A 17,773-nucleotide genomic window follows, 5' to 3' on the forward strand; every position below is an offset into this window, starting at 1 on the left:
ATATGTATTGTTGAGACAAACAAACAGGTGTAAAAAACGTTGCTAAATCAACGTTTTTTTATTTTGACTAAGGAGAAGAATGAAAAAATTTTGCATTTTTTTGCATCACAATATCATTCTGAGAAAAGGGAAATCTAAAGAGTTAATTTGTCGTATGGTCCCCAGATAAAATCTTTTGTAGTCTGATTTTTAGATCTTCTTTTAGTTCGCATCAAAAAGCTTAATAATAGTTTGAAGTGAATGCTGCTTTAAGAATTCTTGTTCATATTCTTGAATGATTTCTTCCGCCCTTAATTGCTCAGATCCACTCAACTGTTGCTTCACATCTTGATACTCTTCCTCATATTTTCTAAAACTAACGGACCCTGATACGCAAACCACTCTGACATGGATTTTTTTGGATACTTCTTTTTATATTCTGGATAATCCATAATCGTGATCATTACTCATCAACCTTCCAATAATTAAATCCATGAATCTAAATGTTTTTCTTGTTTGGCTTATCTGCTATTTTAGTTGTCGACTTTCTCGCCACATTACCACTACTCATTTGCTAATATTATTATAAATATCATCATAATTGTATTCTTTAATAAATCCAATTTGCTCGGAATTTTATGTAACACGTATTAGTCAGCAGTTTCAGTAACAACTAAAGTAATACGGATTTCTGTATTTATTTCGTTTTCTCCTAATGAATTCCTAAACTATTTTTCGACGGTTCTATTTGTAAACTAAAAATCGACTAACTCATTGACACACATCAGTTTTTAAGTCATCATAAATATATAGTTAAACATAGATATCGATTTACTATTCCTAGGCATTTGTGAATATATGATCATGAAGACCAAGTATACTCTTTAGTAAAAAACTAAAAAAGGACTTTTAGGAAGATATCTGGTCAAACTTACGAATATAAACTGAATTATTTGAAGACAAATGAATAGGTTCTGCTAGAAAGCCTTGTCGCTTTCTTTGATAAAAAATTAACCCGAGGTTGGGACAGAAATGTTTCTTACTTTTGTCCCACACTTACTATCTTTAAAAAATGACAAATCTATTATATCAGAAATGAGGAATCAAGAAATGGGATTATTCGATGGACTAATGGGAAATGCTGCACAACATGATAATAAATCTGTAGAAAAAGAACTACAAGGGGTCTTAGTACCTAATGAAAACGTGGATTTAGCTTTTAAATTAGTAAGAGACTTAATTGTTTTTACAGACAAACGATTGATTATCGTTGACAAACAAGGTGTCACTGGTAAAAAAGTAGAATATAAGTCGATTCCTTATAAATCGATCTCACGTTTTTCTGTAGAAACAAGTGGTCATTTTGATTTGGATGCAGAGTTGAAAATTTGGATTTCTAGCGCTGAACTTCCGGCCGAGAGTCTACAATTCCGCAAGGACAAAAATATTGTAGCTATTCAACAAGCATTAGCTTCTGCTGTTTTATTCTAACTATTGAAAATCATTGAACCAATCTAACAATGATCCGTCCTTGTTTTTGACAGAAAATCCACCGAAAAATCAATTTTTTCGATAATGAGTAAGTCAATGAGGATTTCACTAACAAACAAAAACTGGAAGACTGAAAATCGTAAAAAAGATTTCCAGTCTTCCAGTTTTTTTGTCTTGATATATATCCAAAACTCTAGCGAAATGGATTATAAAAGCGTCCGCCATTGATGAACAATAAAGATATTCCTGCAGCACACAATAAGATTACCAGTAATAATGCCAAATAATCATTGCGCTTCAAGGGTTTAGCTAACAACCAAGTGCGGCTTTTTTTCTTACCGAAACGACGAAGCTCCATCGCCGAAGAAATCGTTTCGATCCGTTCTAAACTGGAGAAAATCAAAGGAATCGCAATCGTTAAATTGCCACGTACTCGTTTCATCAACGAGGCTTTCTTGGATAGCTCATTTCCTCGAGCTTGCTGTGCTTTTGAAATCGTTCGAAAATCTTCTTGAATATCTGGGATATAACGCAATGCTAAAGAAAAAGCATAAGCGATCTTATATGATCCACCTACTCGATGAATACTTGATGCCAATTCACTAGGGTTCGTCGTCAAAATAAAAATCAACCCTGGTGGAATCGTGACGAAATATTTGATCAGCAGATTGAACTCATAAAAAAGTTGTTCTTGTGTGAGTGTATACCGGCCGATTCCTTCAAAAATCACATGTCTTGTCCCATAGATCGTCACGCCATATTCTGGTGCAAATAGATAAACCGTCAGCAAATTCAAAATCGAAAAGAATGCGATGAATTTCAATACAAAGGAAATCTCACGATACGTAATTTTTGCTGTTCGAAAAAGAATAATAGAGAAAAGCGCAAGCACTAGCAAAAAACGTGTGTCATAAGAAATCATCCCAACTACTGAAATCATTAAAAAGCACAGCAATTTAGTGAAGCCGCTAAGTTGATGGATCACCGTTTTTTTCGGCAAATAACCGATCAAATTATTGTCTGCCATCAGTAGGCACCTCCTCATGCTGGATGAATGCCGACACAAAATCGGTGGCATCTGCTAAATGATTGTTTTGTGCCAAACGATAGAGACTCGTTTCACGCAGACTTGCTGAGGCAACTAATTCTGCCGAAGATAAGACATTGGCAGGGGTCTCATCCGCGATGATCTGTCCTTGTTTCAATACCAACGTCCGTCGGGTATGTTCCAACATCAGGTGCATATCATGGGTGATCATCAAGATGGTAATCCCTTGCTGGTTCAACGTGCGTAAAAAGGTCATCATTTCATTATAATGGTAATAATCTTGCCCCGCTGTAGGTTCATCAAGGATCAGCAATTCAGGCTCGAGTACTAAAATAGCTGCAATTGCTACTCGGCGTTTTTGCCCATGGCTCAATGCAGAGATTGGCCAATTACGAAATTCGTAGAGTCCACAGACCTTCAATGTGTCAAAAACTTTTTCCTGGATCTCCTCAGGTTCGACACCCTGGTTCTCCAACCCTAATGCGACCTCTTCAAAAATCATATTCTTCGATAGCATTTGATTGCTATTTTGCAACACGTAACCTATTTTATCGGCTCGTTCCTTGATACTTTCATTTGCAATGGATTGCCCTTTCCACAACAGTTCACCTGTTTGAAGAGGATAAAAACCTGTGATCAGGTTCGACAGCGTAGACTTGCCTGCCCCATTATGCCCAACAAGACTGACCATTTCTCCTTGATAGAGTGTCAAGTCAATTTTTTTGATGACTTGCTCATCCCCAAAGCCAAAGGAAATATTTTTCAGTGTCAGTAATGGCGTTTCTTTTAACGGAATTGCTTTGAATTCTCCCTGATCCTTGGCTAATGCCGTTGCTATTTCTGGGGAAACTAGTTGATCGACCTGTGTTAGATCAGAAAACTCTTCCAAAGAAATACCCGCACGTTTCAAAGCAGAGATATACAACGGTTCGCGTATACCATACATTGTCAAAAGGTCACTTTTTAGTAATTCTGTTGGCGTGCTATCTGCGATGATCGTTCCTTCGTTCATTAGAATAACACGATCGATTGGTGCTGCTAAAACTTCTTCCAACCGGTGTTCGATAATGATTGTTGTAAATTTTTGCGACTGATACAACTGGTCGATCATTTGAATCGCTTCATACCCCGTTTGTGGATCGAGATTGGCTAAAGGTTCATCAAACAAAAGGATCGGCGTTTCATCGATCAAGACGCCAGCCATCGTTACACGTTGCTTCTGACCGCCAGAGAGATCTTGTGGGCGTTTTTCTAATTGTTCCGATAGATTGGTTTTTTCAGACCAATAATTTACCGCCTTGCGCATCTCCGTTTGCTCAATCATCTCGTTTTCCAATGAAAATGCAATATCTTCAGCCACTGTCAAGCCAACAAACTGGCTATCCGTATCTTGCAATACTGTCCCCACATCTAACGAAAGGTCATAGATGGTGGATTCACCAAACAACTTCCCGTTGATGTTCAAACTCCCAGTATAACTACCTTTTTCATTTTGCAGGATGATACCATTCAAACATTTCCCTAAGGTAGATTTTCCTGAGCCACTAGGTCCCATGATCAAAATCTTTTCTCCTTGTTTGATGGATAAATTGATATTTTTCAGCGTGGGTTCGGCTTGGCTATCATATTGAAATGTAAAATCATGAAACTCGATCATTTTATATCCTCACGTTCTAATCTTCTTTATTTAAGCTACCTTTTTTCGTTTTCGTCTGTGCATAGGCTTTTAGCAAAATAACACCGATGACACCTGTTACAATCGCATTTGTGATCCCTGCAACGATACCTTGTGTAAAGACTTTGCTTGGTGCCTCCGCATAGATCAAGATATCTCCGATTGGTGCTATCACTACCCATGTAATCAAATTGGCGATCGTTTCACCAACAAGAAATGTTCCGATTTCTTTTTTCCCAAAAGTTCCTTGTTCGATTGGGATACGTTTAGCTAACAAGCCAAAGAAGACACCTAAAATACCTGAAGCAATGATCCATGACCACCATGCCCCATAGGTTGTCAAGTCACCAAGTGCATGGCCGATAAAGCCTGCTAACCCTGCAACGATAGGGCCATAAACAACGCCTAACAATGCCAAGAAAGGATACGCCGTTGCGATATCCGTATTAGGAATCCCTGTTGGAATAGTTACGAAACGTTTCAAAATGAAGAAGACCGCTGCGCCGATACCAATTGCTACAATGTGTTTTACCGTGAATTTTTTACTCATACTTTTTTACCCCTTTTTAATTAATACGTAATAAGTGCTTCTTTTCTTAGTTCTTTTCTTAGTTCTTTGTCAGTTCGATCGTCCAGTCATTGCCTGTTCCGATCTTATATACAGCTGAAAATGAATCCAGATTGATCCCTAAACCAACGTTCAATAATGAATTGATGTATAATACCGCTTTTTTTGGCGCTACTTGAGCAAACGAACGTCCAAAGACAACCTCATCTTGGTAACGGACTACACCTTGATAGTATATTTTTACTAGTAAGCTTTGTCCATATTCAATTTGCCAATTTTTGAAAAAATCCACCGGAATGTTCGTCCAAAGTGAGCCGAAACGAATATCGGTGATATCGATCGTACCTGTCGTTGTATGTTCATTTTGGACAGGAGCGATCAATGGGAATGTTACTAACTCGCTCGTTGGAATGACTGAACCTAGTTCGTCAAATCGTACATTTCCACTAGCTAGTCGAGCCCCATTGTATACATAGACATCGCGTCCATGGAATGTATGACTTTCTGATGAACCTGGCAAGCGCTGTGTTTCTTCATCAATTTGACGGACTTCTTTGATTCCTACGTATTGTGCCAAATATGTCAATGTCCCATTGTCTGGCGTGATGACATATTGCCCATCTTTTAATTCTGCCACGACACTTCGACGCGTTGAACCAACCCCAGGATCAACAACCGAAACAAATACCGTGCCCGCTGGCCAATAACTTGCTGCTTGCAATAGACGGTAACTTGCATCATGAATATTGTATGGTTCAATCTCGTGAGTGAGATTATTGATGATCAAGTTGGGCTCAACTTGATAAGCCACTCCATACATTGCATTTACCGCGCCATCTTGCAACCCAAAATCGGTTTGTACTACTAAAAATCCTGCCATAATTCGTCCACCTTCCAATTCTTTATGTCCGATGAGTCTCTTTATGAGATAGTCATCCTTGCTTAAAAGCAAATACAAAAAATGCCCCTAGCAAAAAATTTGCTAAGGGCATTGGACATGCGTTACCACCTTTAATCATAAAATCCTCACAGATTTCATCTCGATCAGTACCCAAAAAGTTTGCATCTTGGAGACTGTGCCTTGTTAACGGGGACAACCGTATTTCCTTCATAAAGTCGGGAAATCCGCTCAAAAGCCATTTTCAAGTAATTGATGCGCATCCCCTCTCACCAAGCAGGAATTCTCTTTAGCGTACATGGTTACTCTACTTTCTTTTTCATCGCGTTTTAATGATTGGTAATAAAATAGCAGAGTTCATTTGATTTGTCAATCAAGAAAAAAATTTTTTCTTTTAGCTAGTCTAATGCTGACTTTCTGATTTTTGTGCTATCGATTTCACTAAGTATACTTTTTTCAAAAACAAAAATTAATTACAGCAGAAAAAACTGTTGTCCATTGTTGAAATTTTTACTTCATACTGTATAAAAAGTTATTCGAAAAGAGGCAGCTAGTATGAAACCAGAAGAAAAGAATAGTTTAAAACAGGAATTACTCCATTCAATATTTTCCTATCGCCAACAACAAATAAATAATTATCAACAAAAGTATACAAAACAAGATATAATGGTGTGTCTTTCCCATTTAAAAAGCAAAAAGCCTGAGGATCAATCTTTTTTTGATCAAACCATTTCCGCTGCAAAACAATTGACTTTGCCAAGTATAGAAAAATATTTTGTCCGTCAACTTCAAAGTAGAATGATTACAGTTGATAATTTCAGCGTACAGTATGAATTGATTGCAAAAGAACTTGCGCAAAAACTTTGTCCTTTCGATGATCTTATTTACATAGAAAAAATGCTCACTATAGAGTTGTTAAAAGAAAAAATCGAAAAAAAGTTAAAGTTCTCTTCGGCAGATACGAAAAAGTTTTCCACTTATGATTGGCAGCACCAAGACACTGATTTTGATTCTTTCTACCAAGCAGCTCAAACTGCTTATCCGCAATTCAATTGGGACGATCTCTTGTCATCGACTACTCTTGAAGTCAAAACGAAATTGTATAAAACAATGAATCCGCCAGATTATCACTACAAAAATGAATTGTTTAATCTCATGCTCTACCAGGTTACTACTGAACATCTCCAATTTTCAATGCGAAATGGGCGTATAACTACCAGTGTCGTTTCTAAATTTAAGGCCCCTCCTTTACCATCTGTTTCCCAACTAACTAAAAAAAGCAAAGCTGCATCTGCACTTGATAATGAGAAAAAAGAACCGCTAAGTAAGAAGACATCGTTACTTACCAGAGACTGAGTACTGGTCAGCAAGACCTGATAGATAGAACAAAAAACGTGAGAAATCGACAGTTAAGTCTAATTCTCACGTTTTTCATTGGTTTAATAAATATATAGAAAGCTATTGTTTTCTAGTCAATTGTTTTTGAAACGACGATCTCTGATTTTTTACTGCTGTATTCTGGCATACTATGGAATAATTTTTGCAATAATGGACTTTGATTATGTCCTTCTACAGCTTGTTGATCCCGCCAGTTTTCGATCATGACGAATTCATTTTCTGTATCAATTGATTCAAACAATTTATAGCTTAGACAACCGTCTTCTTTTTTTGTTGCTTCGATCAAATTTTTAACTTCTGCTAAAAATTCATTTCTTTTTTCAGGTTTAATAGAAAATTTTGCATTGATTACGATCATATTAGTTCCCTCGCTTTACTTAAAAGATGTGATTTTTTCTGAAGCCAAACGAACAGATTCATACCCTTGGTCTACTGCTTTACCTACTGATAGAATCATAACAGGTACATAACGTTCTTTATCTAAATCAAAAGCTTCCGCTAATTGATCGGCTTCAAATCCACCGATTGGATTGGTATCATATCCATGACCGCGAGCAATTAACATGAACTGCATTGCAGCTAAGCTAGCATCGATTTTTACAACATCATTCATTTCTTGACGAGTAAGGTTTTTGTAGTAAGGAATAATAGCCGCTAATTGTTGGTCGCGGACTTCAGCTGGCATTTTCCCTTCTTCTACTGCTTGGTTGTAGATTTCTTCGCCGTATTCATAGCATTCCATGTCTCCAAAAATCAAGACCATTGCAGAAGAAGTATCATTTTGACGTGTGTTGAAACGGATCAGTGGTTTTAATTTAGCTTTTGCTTCTTCACTTTCGACTACAACAAAGCGCCAAGGTTGTAGATTTACTGATGAAGGAGCCGTTGTTGTTTCTTGGATCATTTCTAACATTTCTTCATGAGAGATTTTCACTGTTTCATCATAGACACGTACTGATTTTCTACCAAATACGATTTCTGAAAAATCATTGTTTGCTAATTCTTTGCTCATTCTTTTCGCTTCTTTCTTTATTCATCGGTATTTTGATATAATTTATCTAATAATCGAGTTAGTTCAATTAGTTCTTTCTCAGATAAAGAAAGACACAAAGAGTTATTGGAATTTTGATGATCTTTCTCACACTGAGCCAATTCTTTGATTGCTTTTTCTGAAAGTAAAACGAATACTTCACGATTATTTTCCGGATTTCTTTTTCGTATAACGTATCCTTTCTCTTCCAATATTTTTAAATGCCGTGAGATAGCTGCATTGTCAATTTTCATCTCTAGTTGGATCTGACTCTGCAAGCATTCCCCATGTTCACTTAAAAACATCAGCAGCTCATATCTAGTCAAGCTGAAACCGGTCTTTTTTTCAAATAAAGCTGTACCCTCTTGACTAATGATTTTGATTTGATAGAGCAACTGGCTTAGTTTTCTTAAATCCATCATTTCCCTCCTTCATTGACTAATCAATTATTGACTTGTCAATAATATAGACGATATCTGCATATTTGTAAAGTAGCAAGACAAAAAAAGTTGAAGCAACCACACGCCTCAACTTTCTAGCTTTATTTTATAGGGAGGCTGGGACAGAAGTGTTTAACTCCGAGAAATAAGAAGAAATTCACGAAAATTGCTTTTCAAATTTTTGTGAATTTCGGCTTACTTCCGAAGGAGTTGCTTCTGCTCTCGCCGTTTATTCGAGAGTCTGTAGCAAAACTGATTTTTAGATTTGTCCCAGACTCTATTACTAAATTTCCGATGTAAAATAATGAACCGTTTCAAGCATTCTCCTTAATTGCTCAGAGCGCTATCTATATGATACTAGTGATGGATCAAGAAACAACTGCATGTTCATAAATTCTAGCTGGTGTGGTAAATACCGCTTCAATCTCATGCAATTCACAAACTTCCGAATACTTTGCGACAACTTTACCACATTTTTCTAATATTTCTTCATGGTCACACTCTTGGTATTCCTCTACACATAAAACGACACAATTTTCCATTTTACTGATCACTTCGCCAATTACTCTGTTTTTTAAGCCAATCGGTCGGCAAGCATATTTTTGTCCTAAAATAATTTCTTCGTTACTCATATCTCATCCACCTTTAATCGTTTTAACATTTTATAAAATGATAATAACATTAAAATTAGATTATGAAAACTAAAAACCATTATAATATTTCAAAAAAATGAGGTAAAAGTAACAATACTTTCACCTCATCCGCTAAATTTTGAGAAATCATAGAAACAGAAGGACTTTCATCGAAAAAATAAACCAACATTTCCAAAAAACGAACCGCAACTCTCTCAGTTTCTTCTTATTTTTTCGGCTCGACACTACTGTTTCATCCTCATTTTTTATTTAGAAATAACACTAATTGGCATATTTTCAACTAAAAGCGCTACATATTTCTCCAAGTTTTCTTGATCAATGTGGTCGTAGCCATTGGTGACGCCACAGTCAATGTCTAATACCCCGATCAATTGGTCGTTTTTGACCATTGGTACGACGATTTCAGACTGTGCTGCTGAATCACATGAAATATAGTTTTCATGGGTTTTAACATCGTCAACGATCAATGAGATCCGTTTTTGTGCAGACTCCCCACAAACACCTTTGCCCATTTTGATTCGCGTACAAGACACGTGTCCTTGGAAGGGTCCTAAAATCAATTCTTCGCCATCGAAAAGATAATATCCGGCAAAAACTGTTTCTGGTAGGGTTTCATTTAAAAGTGCGGAAGAATTGGCTAAGTTAGCTAACCAATTGTCTTCAGCTTCCAATAGTCCTTCTTGCTGTAATAATAATATCTGGTATGCATCCTTTTTTTGTTTCTCTGTCCACATGACCCCATCCACTCCTTCTATGCAAGAAATTATAGCCTAGAAATCGTGGTCTGACTAGTCTATAAATTTAAAAGAGTTGAAAAATTTGGTTTTTCCGCCTTCCATCGCTTTCTATTCCCCATCAAACAAAGAGTGTGAGAAAAAGCAAGTCACACTTTTTTCCCCACACTCTCTCATTCTTATAGGTAACACAACCACAATTGCTTGATTGCCGTATCTATTCTGCTTGTTGGATTTCTTTTTCCAAATCTGCATAGTCGATTTCGCTTTGAACAAAAGTTGGATCATTTACTGGAAAGTGTTGGACCAAGCTTTCGATTTGGCTGCTTTCAACAGTACCATCCGCTAATTCAAAATCCATGACATGCCCGCCAAATTTTCTGGTATCATCAATAAAATGCAGATGGAACCCAGCTGCTGCCACACCTTGGAATAGCTCTGGGGTAAAAAATCCTACGAGCGTACCTTGGATTTTCTCTTGATAGAACTCCGGTTGCGATTCAGAAATCTTGGCTAATCTTCGATAAGGTTTTTCTTGTTTTGGCATGATTCTGATATGCATTTTTTTGAAGGTTCCTGTGATTTTTATCGCTAAAAACAAGTTTTTCCCATCTTCTTTGTCAAGGATGTCTTTCTTTAATGTCTCACCATCTGTTTCTGTTGTTACATCAAATGAACGATCGGCTGTGAAGTCTGTAATGGCAGAATAAGGCGTCAGTTCCTCTCCTGTCAATCGTATGACTGCGCCATCAGAACGACCTTGATAGGCTTCTCCATCCAAGAAAATGACTTCTCCATCTAATCCATGTAATGTGCCTAATCCCAACGTTCCATGTTGGAGTACTTGACCGATTGTTTCAGTTCCGTCCATCAAGCCGGCCATCAATGCGCCTAAGGTTCCGTGTTGATACAATACCTTTTCACTCATGCTCGCATCTCCTTAATAAAATTGATCTGGTAAAATCGTTTCGCCTAATTTTTCATTGTCACGGTAATCAATCGGAATATCGATGATCACAGGACCTTCTGTTTCAAATCCTTCTGCTAATGCTTGATCCAATTCTTCCACATTTGTCACACGTAACCCTTTCGCACCAAATGCCTCTGCATATTTTACAAAATCAACTGGGCCAAAGTTGACACCAGATGAACGTTGATATTTCATGATCTCTTGGAATTCTACCATGTTGTAGCGACCATCATTCCAAATCAAATGGACGATATTCAATTTTTTGCGCACTGCTGTTTCAAGATCTTGTGCAGAGAACAAGAAACCGCCATCCCCAGATACTGAAATGATTTGTGTGTTTGGTCGAACTAACGCCGCAGAAATAGCCCAAGGTAAGGCAACTCCTAATGTTTGCATGCCGTTACTGAACAATAGATGACGTGCTTCATAACTTCTAAAATGACGTGCCATCCAGATATAATGACTACCGACGTCAACAGTCACAGTCATGTCATCTGTTACTTTTGCTTGAAGCGTATTGATCACTTCTAACGGATGCAAGATTCCTTCTTCACTTTTTGATTCAACGATATCTCTTGCCGCAAGTTTTTCTTGTAAAGAAGCAAGATATTCCTTCGCATCAACAGATACTTGTTGTGGCTCTAAGGAAACAGTCAATAGGTCTAATGTTTCTGAGATATTTCCGATCAATTCTCTTTCAGGTTGCATATACGGATCAATTTCTGCTGGTGTTTCATCAATCACAATAATGCGCGCATCTTTTTCGGCATTCCAGTTTCTTGCTTCATATTCGATAGGGTCGTAGCCAATTGCAATGACCAAATCACTACGTTTCAACAACATATCTCCAGGTTGGTTTCTAAATAGTCCGACTCTACCAAAGAAATGTTCTTCTAACTGACGAGAGATCACTCCTGCTGCTTGGAAGGTCTCTACTACAGGCAAGCCTGTTTTTCCAACTAAATTCCTGATTGCTGTGGTTTCTTTTTCACTTGACCCACGCATTCCTACAAGTAGGACGGGTAATTTAGCTTCACGGATACGTTCAGCCAAATAGTCGATATCTAAAGCTGATGCTGATCCCAATTGAGGGTCTCTCAAAGGTTGGATCACTGCATTTTTAACAGGTGCATCGACTACATCTTGTGGGATACTGATGAAGCTTGCCCCCTTTTTAGAGCTTTTCGCCATACGATAGGCATTTGCGATCACTTCAGAAATCGTTTCTGGGTCTTGGATCTCAGCACTATATTTTGTGATAGGCTGGAACAATGCTGCGTTATTCATGCTTTGATGCGTCAATTTTAGCAGATCACTACGTTTTACTTGACCAGCAATTGCAAGAACAGGATCACCTTCTGCAGTAGCAGTAACTAACCCAGTTGCTAGGTTGCTTGCTCCTGGTCCACTTGTAGCAATCACTACGCCCGGTTCACCTGTGATCCGCCCGATCGCTTGAGCCATAAAAGCCGCATTTTGTTCATGTCTAGTAACGATCAACTCAGGACCACCATCTTCTAGTTCATTGAACACACCATCGATTTTTGCACCTGGAATCCCAAATACATAATCCACATGATGATTTATCAGACTTTCTACTACAGTTTTAGATCCTTGTTTCACTTTATCAGCCATTGTTTTTCTCCTTTTTCATTCCATTTAATTAAAAATAGAGACATTGATTAGTACAGTTTTAAAACCTGTTTCAAAATGTAGTTTAGCACTAATCAAGCAATTTGTGTAGTGATATGTAAAAAAAGATAGCGATAGAAGTGATACACTTCAAAAATAAGCAGGAATTCAAAAAAACACTTTTCACATTTTTGAGGATTTCGCTTTTCCCTTTGACAGTTCGCTTCTGTACTTTTCTTCAAATTTAAAGGATGAGGGACAAATCTAAAAATCAGTTTTGCTACAGACTCTCGAATAAACGGCGAGAGCAGAAGCAACTCCTTCGGAAATAAGCCGAAATTCACAAAAATTTGAAAAGCAATTTTCGTGAATTTCGGCTTATTTCTCGGAGTTAAACACTTCTGTCCCAGCCTCTCTTGCTCTATTCTCATGAACGATACGTCTTACCTAAAATATTTAATCCGATCACACGATCTTCCATGTGTGCGATTTTTGGTAGATGTCCCCAAGTCCCATAGCCATTTTTTTCAAATAGGCGTTGACTTGCTTGATTGATATCAAAAATAAAGGCTAATACTGTTTCGATCTTCAGGCGTGACAACTGGCTTTCGACAAAATGCAACGCTTTTTGCCCAAGCCCAAGCTTCTGACAGGATCGATCAATGTAAATACTGATCTCTACCGTTTGATCATAGGCTGGCCGTCCATAAAAATCACTAAGACTGATCCAACCAACAACTTCTCCTTTTTCTTCGATAAGCCATAAAGGCCGATGATCAGGGTCATGCGCTTCAAACCAGTCGATTCTTGACTCTACTGTGATTGGTTTCAAATCTGCTGTAGCCATCTTGCCAGGAATTGCTTGATTATAGATTTCAACGATTCGTGGTAGTTGCTCTATGGTTGCGTTCAAAAAATTCGTCACTGCTTCTATCATCCCATTCATATTAAGGTAAAATTTTTAAGGACAATTATAGCATTAAGCACGTTAGATAGCCATCCTTGATCGTCAAAATAAAAAAAGGCGAGATCAACTCATTTTTTTCGATTCCATCTGTTCAAATATCCTATAAGAAAAAAGCTGGCGATGCGAAAAGGGATACTGCATCTAAAAGTGAAAAACACCATCTGCCAACGACTCTCTTCGATTTTTCTAATGAAAGCAACAAGCATACATGATATGATAGAGGTAATAAAAAATTATCAGGTGATAAAATGGATAAAAATAATTTGAATTTTTATAGTTCATTAGTCAAATTTCTTGGCCAAGCTTTAGGTGAAAATTATGAAATCGTTCTACACAATCTTGAAGAGGACCACTTTCATATTGCCGCCATCGAAAACAATCATATCAGCGGTCGAGATATCGATTCACCGGTAACTGGATTCGCTTTGGACTTGATTCGTTCAAAAAAGCATCTGACACAAGACTATTTAGTAAACTACAAATCCCAGACGATCAACGGAAAAAATTTGAAGGGTGCTACTTTTTTTATTCGAAATGATCAAAATGAATTGGTTGGATTGTTGTGTATCAATCAGGATATAAGTAAATATCAGCAGTTGTCACAAGAAATACTGGGATTAGCTGGCTTAGCAAAAGAATCACACTCTCATGTCGCCTTAGACACTACTTTATTCTCTGACTCTGTTGAGATCTTGGAAGAAACGATTGAAGGGATCATTTATTCGATTGTTTCGCCAGACTTATTGGATCAACAAATCACGCTAAATAAAGATTTAAAAGTTGAGATCATTCGTCAGTTAAATGAAAAAGGGGTATTTCAAATCAAAGGGGCAGTCTCACAAGTGGCTAAGATCCTAAATATTTCTGATCCAAGTGTCTATCGCTACCTTAAAATAGCCGAACAAACAAAATAAAAAAGAGAGAAAGGACGAGCGTGGGAGCAGAAGCAACTCCTTCGGAAATAAACACTTCTGTCCCAACCTCATCCTTTTTTTCTTTTATTTATTCTTCACTTGTCTTTTTTGTTACTGGTGCCAAGAAAGCTTCCTTATCAAATGTCCCTTCCCACTTATCTACCATGATGGCAGAAACCATCGCGCCAGCTACATTCAACATGGTACGTCCCATATCAACGATCGGATCGATCCCAAAAATCGCACCAATACTTGTCAATGTGTGACCAAAACCTAAACCATTCAATGTAACGGTTGCAGCAACTGTCGCTGTACCTGGTACGCCGGCTATACCAATTGAGCCAACTGTAACTACGACCACCACTAAAATATAAAAGGAAAGGTTCATTTCTGCACCAACAGCCGAGCCCATCAATACACCTAACATCGCAGGGAATACCCCAGCACACCCATTCATTCCAATCGATGTTCCTAATGTAGCGACAAAATTTGACGTCTCCAATGAAACACCCAGATCTCCATTCAATGTTTTTAGTGTATAAGGCAAAGTACCTACACTAGAATGGGATGAAAAAGCGAATAATAGAGTCGTGAAGGCTTTCTTATAAAAGATCCATGGGTTGACACCCAGTACCATAAGAAGGAAAACGTACACGATAAGCATGAGTATGACACCTGTATATAACGCTGCGATAAAGCCGATCATCCCCATGATTGCTTGGATACCTCTGGAAATGATCGTATTACTCACTAATGCTACTACACCGTAAGGCATCAATTTGATGACATTTGTCAGCACCGAATTCACAGTCACTTTCAAGGAATCAAGCAGAGTCACAAAGGGCGCAACTTGTTCTGGTTTTTTTACTTCTAAAAAACGGATCGCGCCGGCAAACATTGCCGCAATGATCACGACTGAGACAATACTACCATTGTTCCCCATGACACTAATGATGTTATTAGGCACAAGATTAAGGAAAAATTCTGGGAAACTTTGCGAAGCGATATTAGTCATGTTTTCGACTCGTTCTGCTGCCAGATCACCAGCAAATTCTGCACCATTCAGTTGAAACAGTTTCACAACAAGTATACCTAACAATGCAGAGATCGCAGTTGTTCCAAGTAATGTGGCAAAAGTTTTCCCTGTTAGATGCTTCAGGCGCTCGCCTTTCACTTCCACCACGACTTTGATGATCGATAAAAACACGACCGGAATAGCTAATAATTGGATCATTTTTAAAAAGCCCGATCCAACTAATGCATACCATGTATTGATTTCTGTTCGAGCAAATTCCGTATAGACTTCATTAGTGGAACCAACTAGATCCACAACAATCCCTAAGATCAGACCTAGTATCAAAGCATAGATCATTCGTTTTGAAAAATTGACTCGTTTATTTTTCATGTATTTCATGATAGCTAATGAACCTAACAATAAGACCAGTCCAAAGACTGTATAAAAATTACTTAGTTTTAAAAATTGAGTAAAAAAAGGGGCATTGGTCACTTTATCCATCTCCTTTATTTTGCAGTATTTGCAACGACATTGATTGCTTCCCACGTGGAAGCAAATGGAGGAGCGCACGCAAAATCAATAAATCCTAGTTCTTTAGTCGTCATTTGTCCATGTATTGCCACAGCTAACCCCGTAGAACGGAGTACCGTTTCATTTTTGCCGAATAATTGGGCACCATACACTACTTTTGTCTGTTTGTCATACACAAGCTTGATTTTTATTTTTTCCTGCACACTATAATAGTTCGAATGGTTTGCTACCTCTACGCAAGTAGTACTGTAGTCCATTTTCGCTTGTTGTGCTGCCTTCTCTGTAAGCCCGACACTAGCGGCTTCATAGTCTCCGATTTTGATCGCACTACTACCTAATGCACCTACGTATTCTTCTGTTACCTTCTCGCTACTGATATTGATCCCCACGATTCGTCCCATTTTATTCGCTGTCGTAGCTAATGGCAGATAAACATCTCCCAACAAACGGTGAGGTATCGAGGCACAGTCACCGGCGGCAAAAATGTCTTTTTGCGAGGTTCGTCCGTAAGTATCAATTCTGATAGCACCATTCTCCAAACAATCGAGTTGTCCATCCAAGAAACCAGTATTCGGGGCAAATCCTATTGCAAACAGCACTGCATCAGTTTCATATCGCTGTTTACTTGTCTGTATAGCATGGACACGCCCATCTTGCTGCTCTATAGCTACTACTTCCTCTCCTAAATGGAGGTTCACACCTTTTTCTTGGATCGCTTCTGCTATTTTCTCAGAAAATTCCTGATCGAATGTTCGGTTCATCAATTCTGTTTTTGTTTCGATTATATGTACTTCATTTCCCGTTTTCACCAATTGGTCCGCTAATTCCAACCCGATAAAACTACCACCAACGATGGTGATTTTTCTATAGCTCGGTAGTGCTTGTTTAAATCTATTGATCTCTGATAATTTAGTTGCCGTATAAACATCCTTAGAGTCACTGCCCACAATAGCTGGAAGTAATGGACTGGCACCTACCGCCAACATCAGGCGATCATATTTCTCGTAGAATCGTTCATTTGTTGCTAGATCCTCCACTAGCACTCGTTTCTTCTCACTATCTAACGCTTGAACTTTGTGCTTTAATAACAAACGAATGCCCAAGCGCTCTATTTGTTCTGGGGTCCTTGCAAACATTTCGTTTTCATCACTGAATTCCTCCCCTAAATAATAGGGAAGGCCACATGCCCCGAATGAAACATACTCTTCTTGTTCAATTACGATTATTTCAGTGGATGGGTCTAGGCGCTTAGCCTTTGCTGCTGCACTCATGCCGGCCGCTATCCCACCGATGATCACAATCTTCATTTTTCCCCTCCTAACTTTCTTCCATTAGAATCAGTTCGATCTCGATCAAAGCACCTTTCGGCAGAGCCCCTACTTGAAAAGCAGAGCGAGCAGGAAAACGCTCACCAAAATATTCTTGATATACTTGGTTGAATGTTGCAAAATGTCCAATATCTGCTAAAAAACAAGTAGCTTTTACAATTTCATCAAAAGTTAGTTCTAAATCCTTGAGTATATCAGTTATATTTGCCATTACCTGTTTCGTTTGCTCTTCGATCGTTGAGCCACTCAGTTGATCTGTTTTTGGATCTACTGGCAACTGTCCTGAAATAAAAATAAAATCATTTGCTCGACGGTACTTCTCATAAGGCATTTTTATTTCTTCTTTCGTCATTGTTCCCTCCTTGAGTGATAAATTTTTATCAAAAAACATATTTCAATAAAAAATTATCACAATTAACTATATCAGTCAAATGTTTTTTAGTTTTTTTATATGTAGAAAAATTAGTATAATTGTATATTCTTTATAATAAATTACGTTATT

At 37.9% G+C, this 17,773-nt stretch carries 19 protein-coding genes, 2 pseudogenes and 1 other annotated feature; of the genes and pseudogenes, 4 read left to right on the top strand and 17 right to left on the bottom strand.

Translation table 11 applies throughout. The features are described from left to right. Positions 1–201: 201 nt before the first annotated feature. Positions 202–381 (bottom strand): hypothetical protein, encoded by a 180-nt coding sequence (locus CJZ72_RS00005; RefSeq protein ID WP_227326337.1) that lies wholly within the window; start codon positions 379–381, stop codon positions 202–204. Positions 382–1,089: 708 nt separating this feature from the next. Between CJZ72_RS00005 and CJZ72_RS00010 the strand changes: the two genes are divergently transcribed. Then, positions 1,090–1,470, top strand: a complete 381-nt coding sequence (locus tag CJZ72_RS00010) for a PH domain-containing protein (RefSeq protein ID WP_005876746.1) — start codon at positions 1,090–1,092, stop codon at positions 1,468–1,470. A gap of 193 nt (positions 1,471–1,663) precedes the next feature. On the opposite strand, the gene CJZ72_RS00015 is transcribed toward CJZ72_RS00010, so the two are convergent. The 4 genes from CJZ72_RS00015 to CJZ72_RS00030 are packed head-to-tail and all read right to left on the bottom strand — an operon-like array spanning position 1,664 to position 5,641. Continuing rightward, positions 1,664–2,497 carry an energy-coupling factor transporter transmembrane component T family protein gene (locus CJZ72_RS00015; RefSeq protein ID WP_005876744.1) on the bottom strand — a complete coding sequence of 278 codons (834 nt, stop codon included), beginning with the start codon at positions 2,495–2,497 and terminating at the stop codon, positions 1,664–1,666. Further along, positions 2,484–4,175 carry an ABC transporter ATP-binding protein gene (locus CJZ72_RS00020; protein ID WP_081134284.1) on the bottom strand — a complete coding sequence of 564 codons (1,692 nt, stop codon included), beginning with the start codon at positions 4,173–4,175 and terminating at the stop codon, positions 2,484–2,486. Before CJZ72_RS00020 ends, CJZ72_RS00015 begins: the two co-directional genes overlap by 14 nt. 16 nt (positions 4,176–4,191) lie before the next feature. Further along, entirely contained in the window at positions 4,192–4,743 is a 552-nt protein-coding gene (locus tag CJZ72_RS00025; RefSeq protein WP_005876741.1) for an ECF-type riboflavin transporter substrate-binding protein, read from the bottom strand. Positions 4,744–4,801: 58 nt separating this feature from the next. Continuing rightward, entirely contained in the window at positions 4,802–5,641 is an 840-nt protein-coding gene (locus tag CJZ72_RS00030; protein ID WP_081134285.1) for an SAM hydrolase/SAM-dependent halogenase family protein, read from the bottom strand. A 101-nt stretch (positions 5,642–5,742) separates the two neighbouring features. After that, positions 5,743–5,991 (bottom strand) — a binding site (T-box leader). A gap of 223 nt (positions 5,992–6,214) precedes the next feature. Here CJZ72_RS00030 and CJZ72_RS00040 point away from each other — a divergent pair. Further along, positions 6,215–7,015 (top strand): hypothetical protein, encoded by an 801-nt coding sequence (locus CJZ72_RS00040; protein ID WP_081134287.1) that lies wholly within the window; start codon positions 6,215–6,217, stop codon positions 7,013–7,015. 112 nt (positions 7,016–7,127) lie between these two features. Here CJZ72_RS00040 and CJZ72_RS00045 read toward each other — a convergent pair whose 3' ends face one another. From CJZ72_RS00045 to CJZ72_RS00055, 3 genes are read right to left on the bottom strand one after another with little or no spacing between them, the layout of a single operon-like run. Continuing rightward, positions 7,128–7,415, bottom strand: coding sequence for a putative quinol monooxygenase (locus CJZ72_RS00045; RefSeq protein WP_005876932.1), 288 nt, complete (start codon positions 7,413–7,415; stop codon positions 7,128–7,130). Between the two features lie 15 nt (positions 7,416–7,430). Then, entirely contained in the window at positions 7,431–8,069 is a 639-nt protein-coding gene (locus CJZ72_RS00050) for a nitroreductase family protein (protein WP_005876933.1), read from the bottom strand. A 17-nt stretch (positions 8,070–8,086) separates the two neighbouring features. Then, a complete protein-coding gene (locus CJZ72_RS00055) occupies positions 8,087–8,506 on the bottom strand; it encodes a MarR family winged helix-turn-helix transcriptional regulator (RefSeq protein ID WP_005876934.1) in 420 nt (139 codons plus the stop codon). 129 nt (positions 8,507–8,635) lie between these two features. Here CJZ72_RS00055 and CJZ72_RS14990 point away from each other — a divergent pair. After that, a pseudogene (locus CJZ72_RS14990) lies at positions 8,636–8,764 on the top strand (DUF3788 family protein); the annotation flags it as partial. 131 nt (positions 8,765–8,895) lie between these two features. On the opposite strand, the gene CJZ72_RS00065 reads toward CJZ72_RS14990, so the two are convergent. From CJZ72_RS00065 to CJZ72_RS00090, 6 genes and pseudogenes are all read right to left on the bottom strand, one after another. Further along, positions 8,896–9,159 (bottom strand): hypothetical protein, encoded by a 264-nt coding sequence (locus CJZ72_RS00065; protein ID WP_081134289.1) that lies wholly within the window; start codon positions 9,157–9,159, stop codon positions 8,896–8,898. A gap of 266 nt (positions 9,160–9,425) precedes the next feature. After that, a complete protein-coding gene (locus CJZ72_RS00070) occupies positions 9,426–9,914 on the bottom strand; it encodes a GAF domain-containing protein (RefSeq protein WP_081134290.1) in 489 nt (162 codons plus the stop codon). 217 nt (positions 9,915–10,131) lie between these two features. Continuing rightward, positions 10,132–10,842: an acetolactate decarboxylase gene (gene budA, locus CJZ72_RS00075; protein ID WP_095443496.1), complete on the bottom strand. Its 711-nt coding sequence runs from the start codon at positions 10,840–10,842 to the stop codon at positions 10,132–10,134. A gap of 12 nt (positions 10,843–10,854) precedes the next feature. Then, positions 10,855–12,519 (bottom strand): acetolactate synthase AlsS, encoded by a 1,665-nt coding sequence (alsS, locus tag CJZ72_RS00080; protein WP_095443497.1) that lies wholly within the window; start codon positions 12,517–12,519, stop codon positions 10,855–10,857. Between the two features lie 287 nt (positions 12,520–12,806). Then, positions 12,807–12,947: pseudogene (locus CJZ72_RS14995) on the bottom strand (DUF3788 family protein); the annotation flags it as partial. Next, the gene (locus CJZ72_RS00090; protein WP_142957797.1) at positions 12,944–13,441 is read right to left on the bottom strand and encodes a GNAT family N-acetyltransferase; all 498 of its coding nucleotides are present in this window, start codon (positions 13,439–13,441) and stop codon (positions 12,944–12,946) included. The gene CJZ72_RS00090 and the pseudogene CJZ72_RS14995, both read right to left, overlap by 4 nt. Positions 13,442–13,731: 290 nt before the next feature. Here CJZ72_RS00090 and CJZ72_RS00095 point away from each other — a divergent pair, with 290 nt between their 5' ends. Next, positions 13,732–14,397, top strand: coding sequence for a helix-turn-helix transcriptional regulator (locus tag CJZ72_RS00095; protein WP_081134294.1), 666 nt, complete (start codon positions 13,732–13,734; stop codon positions 14,395–14,397). 88 nt (positions 14,398–14,485) lie between these two features. Here CJZ72_RS00095 and CJZ72_RS00100 read toward each other — a convergent pair whose 3' ends face one another. Genes CJZ72_RS00100 through CJZ72_RS00110 form a run of 3 tightly spaced genes read right to left on the bottom strand, consistent with a single transcriptional unit; the run spans position 14,486 to position 17,623 of the window. After that, entirely contained in the window at positions 14,486–15,904 is a 1,419-nt protein-coding gene (locus CJZ72_RS00100; protein WP_053109123.1) for a cation:dicarboxylate symporter family transporter, read from the bottom strand. A 14-nt stretch (positions 15,905–15,918) separates the two neighbouring features. Next, positions 15,919–17,250: a CoA-disulfide reductase gene (locus CJZ72_RS00105; RefSeq protein ID WP_095443498.1), complete on the bottom strand. Its 1,332-nt coding sequence runs from the start codon at positions 17,248–17,250 to the stop codon at positions 15,919–15,921. A 10-nt stretch (positions 17,251–17,260) separates the two neighbouring features. Beyond that, positions 17,261–17,623: a Rid family detoxifying hydrolase gene (locus tag CJZ72_RS00110; RefSeq protein WP_081134296.1), complete on the bottom strand. Its 363-nt coding sequence runs from the start codon at positions 17,621–17,623 to the stop codon at positions 17,261–17,263. Positions 17,624–17,773 lie beyond the last annotated feature (150 nt).

Source organism: Enterococcus durans, from assembly GCF_002277935.1.
GTDB lineage: Bacteria > Bacillota > Bacilli > Lactobacillales > Enterococcaceae > Enterococcus_B > Enterococcus_B durans.

Excerpts from the sequence above, each read along its gene's own strand:
- CJZ72_RS00070 (WP_081134290.1), bottom strand. The coding sequence starts at position 9,914 with ATGTGGACAGAGAAACAAAAAAAGGATGCATACCAGATATTATTATTA.
- budA (WP_095443496.1), bottom strand. The coding sequence starts at position 10,842 with ATGAGTGAAAAGGTATTGTATCAACACGGAACCTTAGGCGCATTGATG.
- CJZ72_RS00040 (WP_081134287.1), top strand. The coding sequence starts at position 6,215 with ATGAAACCAGAAGAAAAGAATAGTTTAAAACAGGAATTACTCCATTCA.
- CJZ72_RS00010 (WP_005876746.1), top strand. The coding sequence starts at position 1,090 with ATGGGATTATTCGATGGACTAATGGGAAATGCTGCACAACATGATAAT.
- CJZ72_RS00045 (WP_005876932.1), bottom strand. The coding sequence starts at position 7,415 with ATGATCGTAATCAATGCAAAATTTTCTATTAAACCTGAAAAAAGAAAT.
- CJZ72_RS00015 (WP_005876744.1), bottom strand. The coding sequence starts at position 2,497 with ATGGCAGACAATAATTTGATCGGTTATTTGCCGAAAAAAACGGTGATC.
- CJZ72_RS00020 (WP_081134284.1), bottom strand. The coding sequence starts at position 4,175 with ATGATCGAGTTTCATGATTTTACATTTCAATATGATAGCCAAGCCGAA.
- CJZ72_RS00110 (WP_081134296.1), bottom strand. The coding sequence starts at position 17,623 with ATGACGAAAGAAGAAATAAAAATGCCTTATGAGAAGTACCGTCGAGCA.
- CJZ72_RS00030 (WP_081134285.1), bottom strand. The coding sequence starts at position 5,641 with ATGGCAGGATTTTTAGTAGTACAAACCGATTTTGGGTTGCAAGATGGC.
- alsS (WP_095443497.1), bottom strand. The coding sequence starts at position 12,519 with ATGGCTGATAAAGTGAAACAAGGATCTAAAACTGTAGTAGAAAGTCTG.
- CJZ72_RS00105 (WP_095443498.1), bottom strand. The coding sequence starts at position 17,250 with ATGAAGATTGTGATCATCGGTGGGATAGCGGCCGGCATGAGTGCAGCA.
- CJZ72_RS00050 (WP_005876933.1), bottom strand. The coding sequence starts at position 8,069 with ATGAGCAAAGAATTAGCAAACAATGATTTTTCAGAAATCGTATTTGGT.
- CJZ72_RS00095 (WP_081134294.1), top strand. The coding sequence starts at position 13,732 with ATGGATAAAAATAATTTGAATTTTTATAGTTCATTAGTCAAATTTCTT.
- CJZ72_RS00055 (WP_005876934.1), bottom strand. The coding sequence starts at position 8,506 with ATGGATTTAAGAAAACTAAGCCAGTTGCTCTATCAAATCAAAATCATT.
- CJZ72_RS00025 (WP_005876741.1), bottom strand. The coding sequence starts at position 4,743 with ATGAGTAAAAAATTCACGGTAAAACACATTGTAGCAATTGGTATCGGC.
- CJZ72_RS00065 (WP_081134289.1), bottom strand. The coding sequence starts at position 9,159 with ATGAGTAACGAAGAAATTATTTTAGGACAAAAATATGCTTGCCGACCG.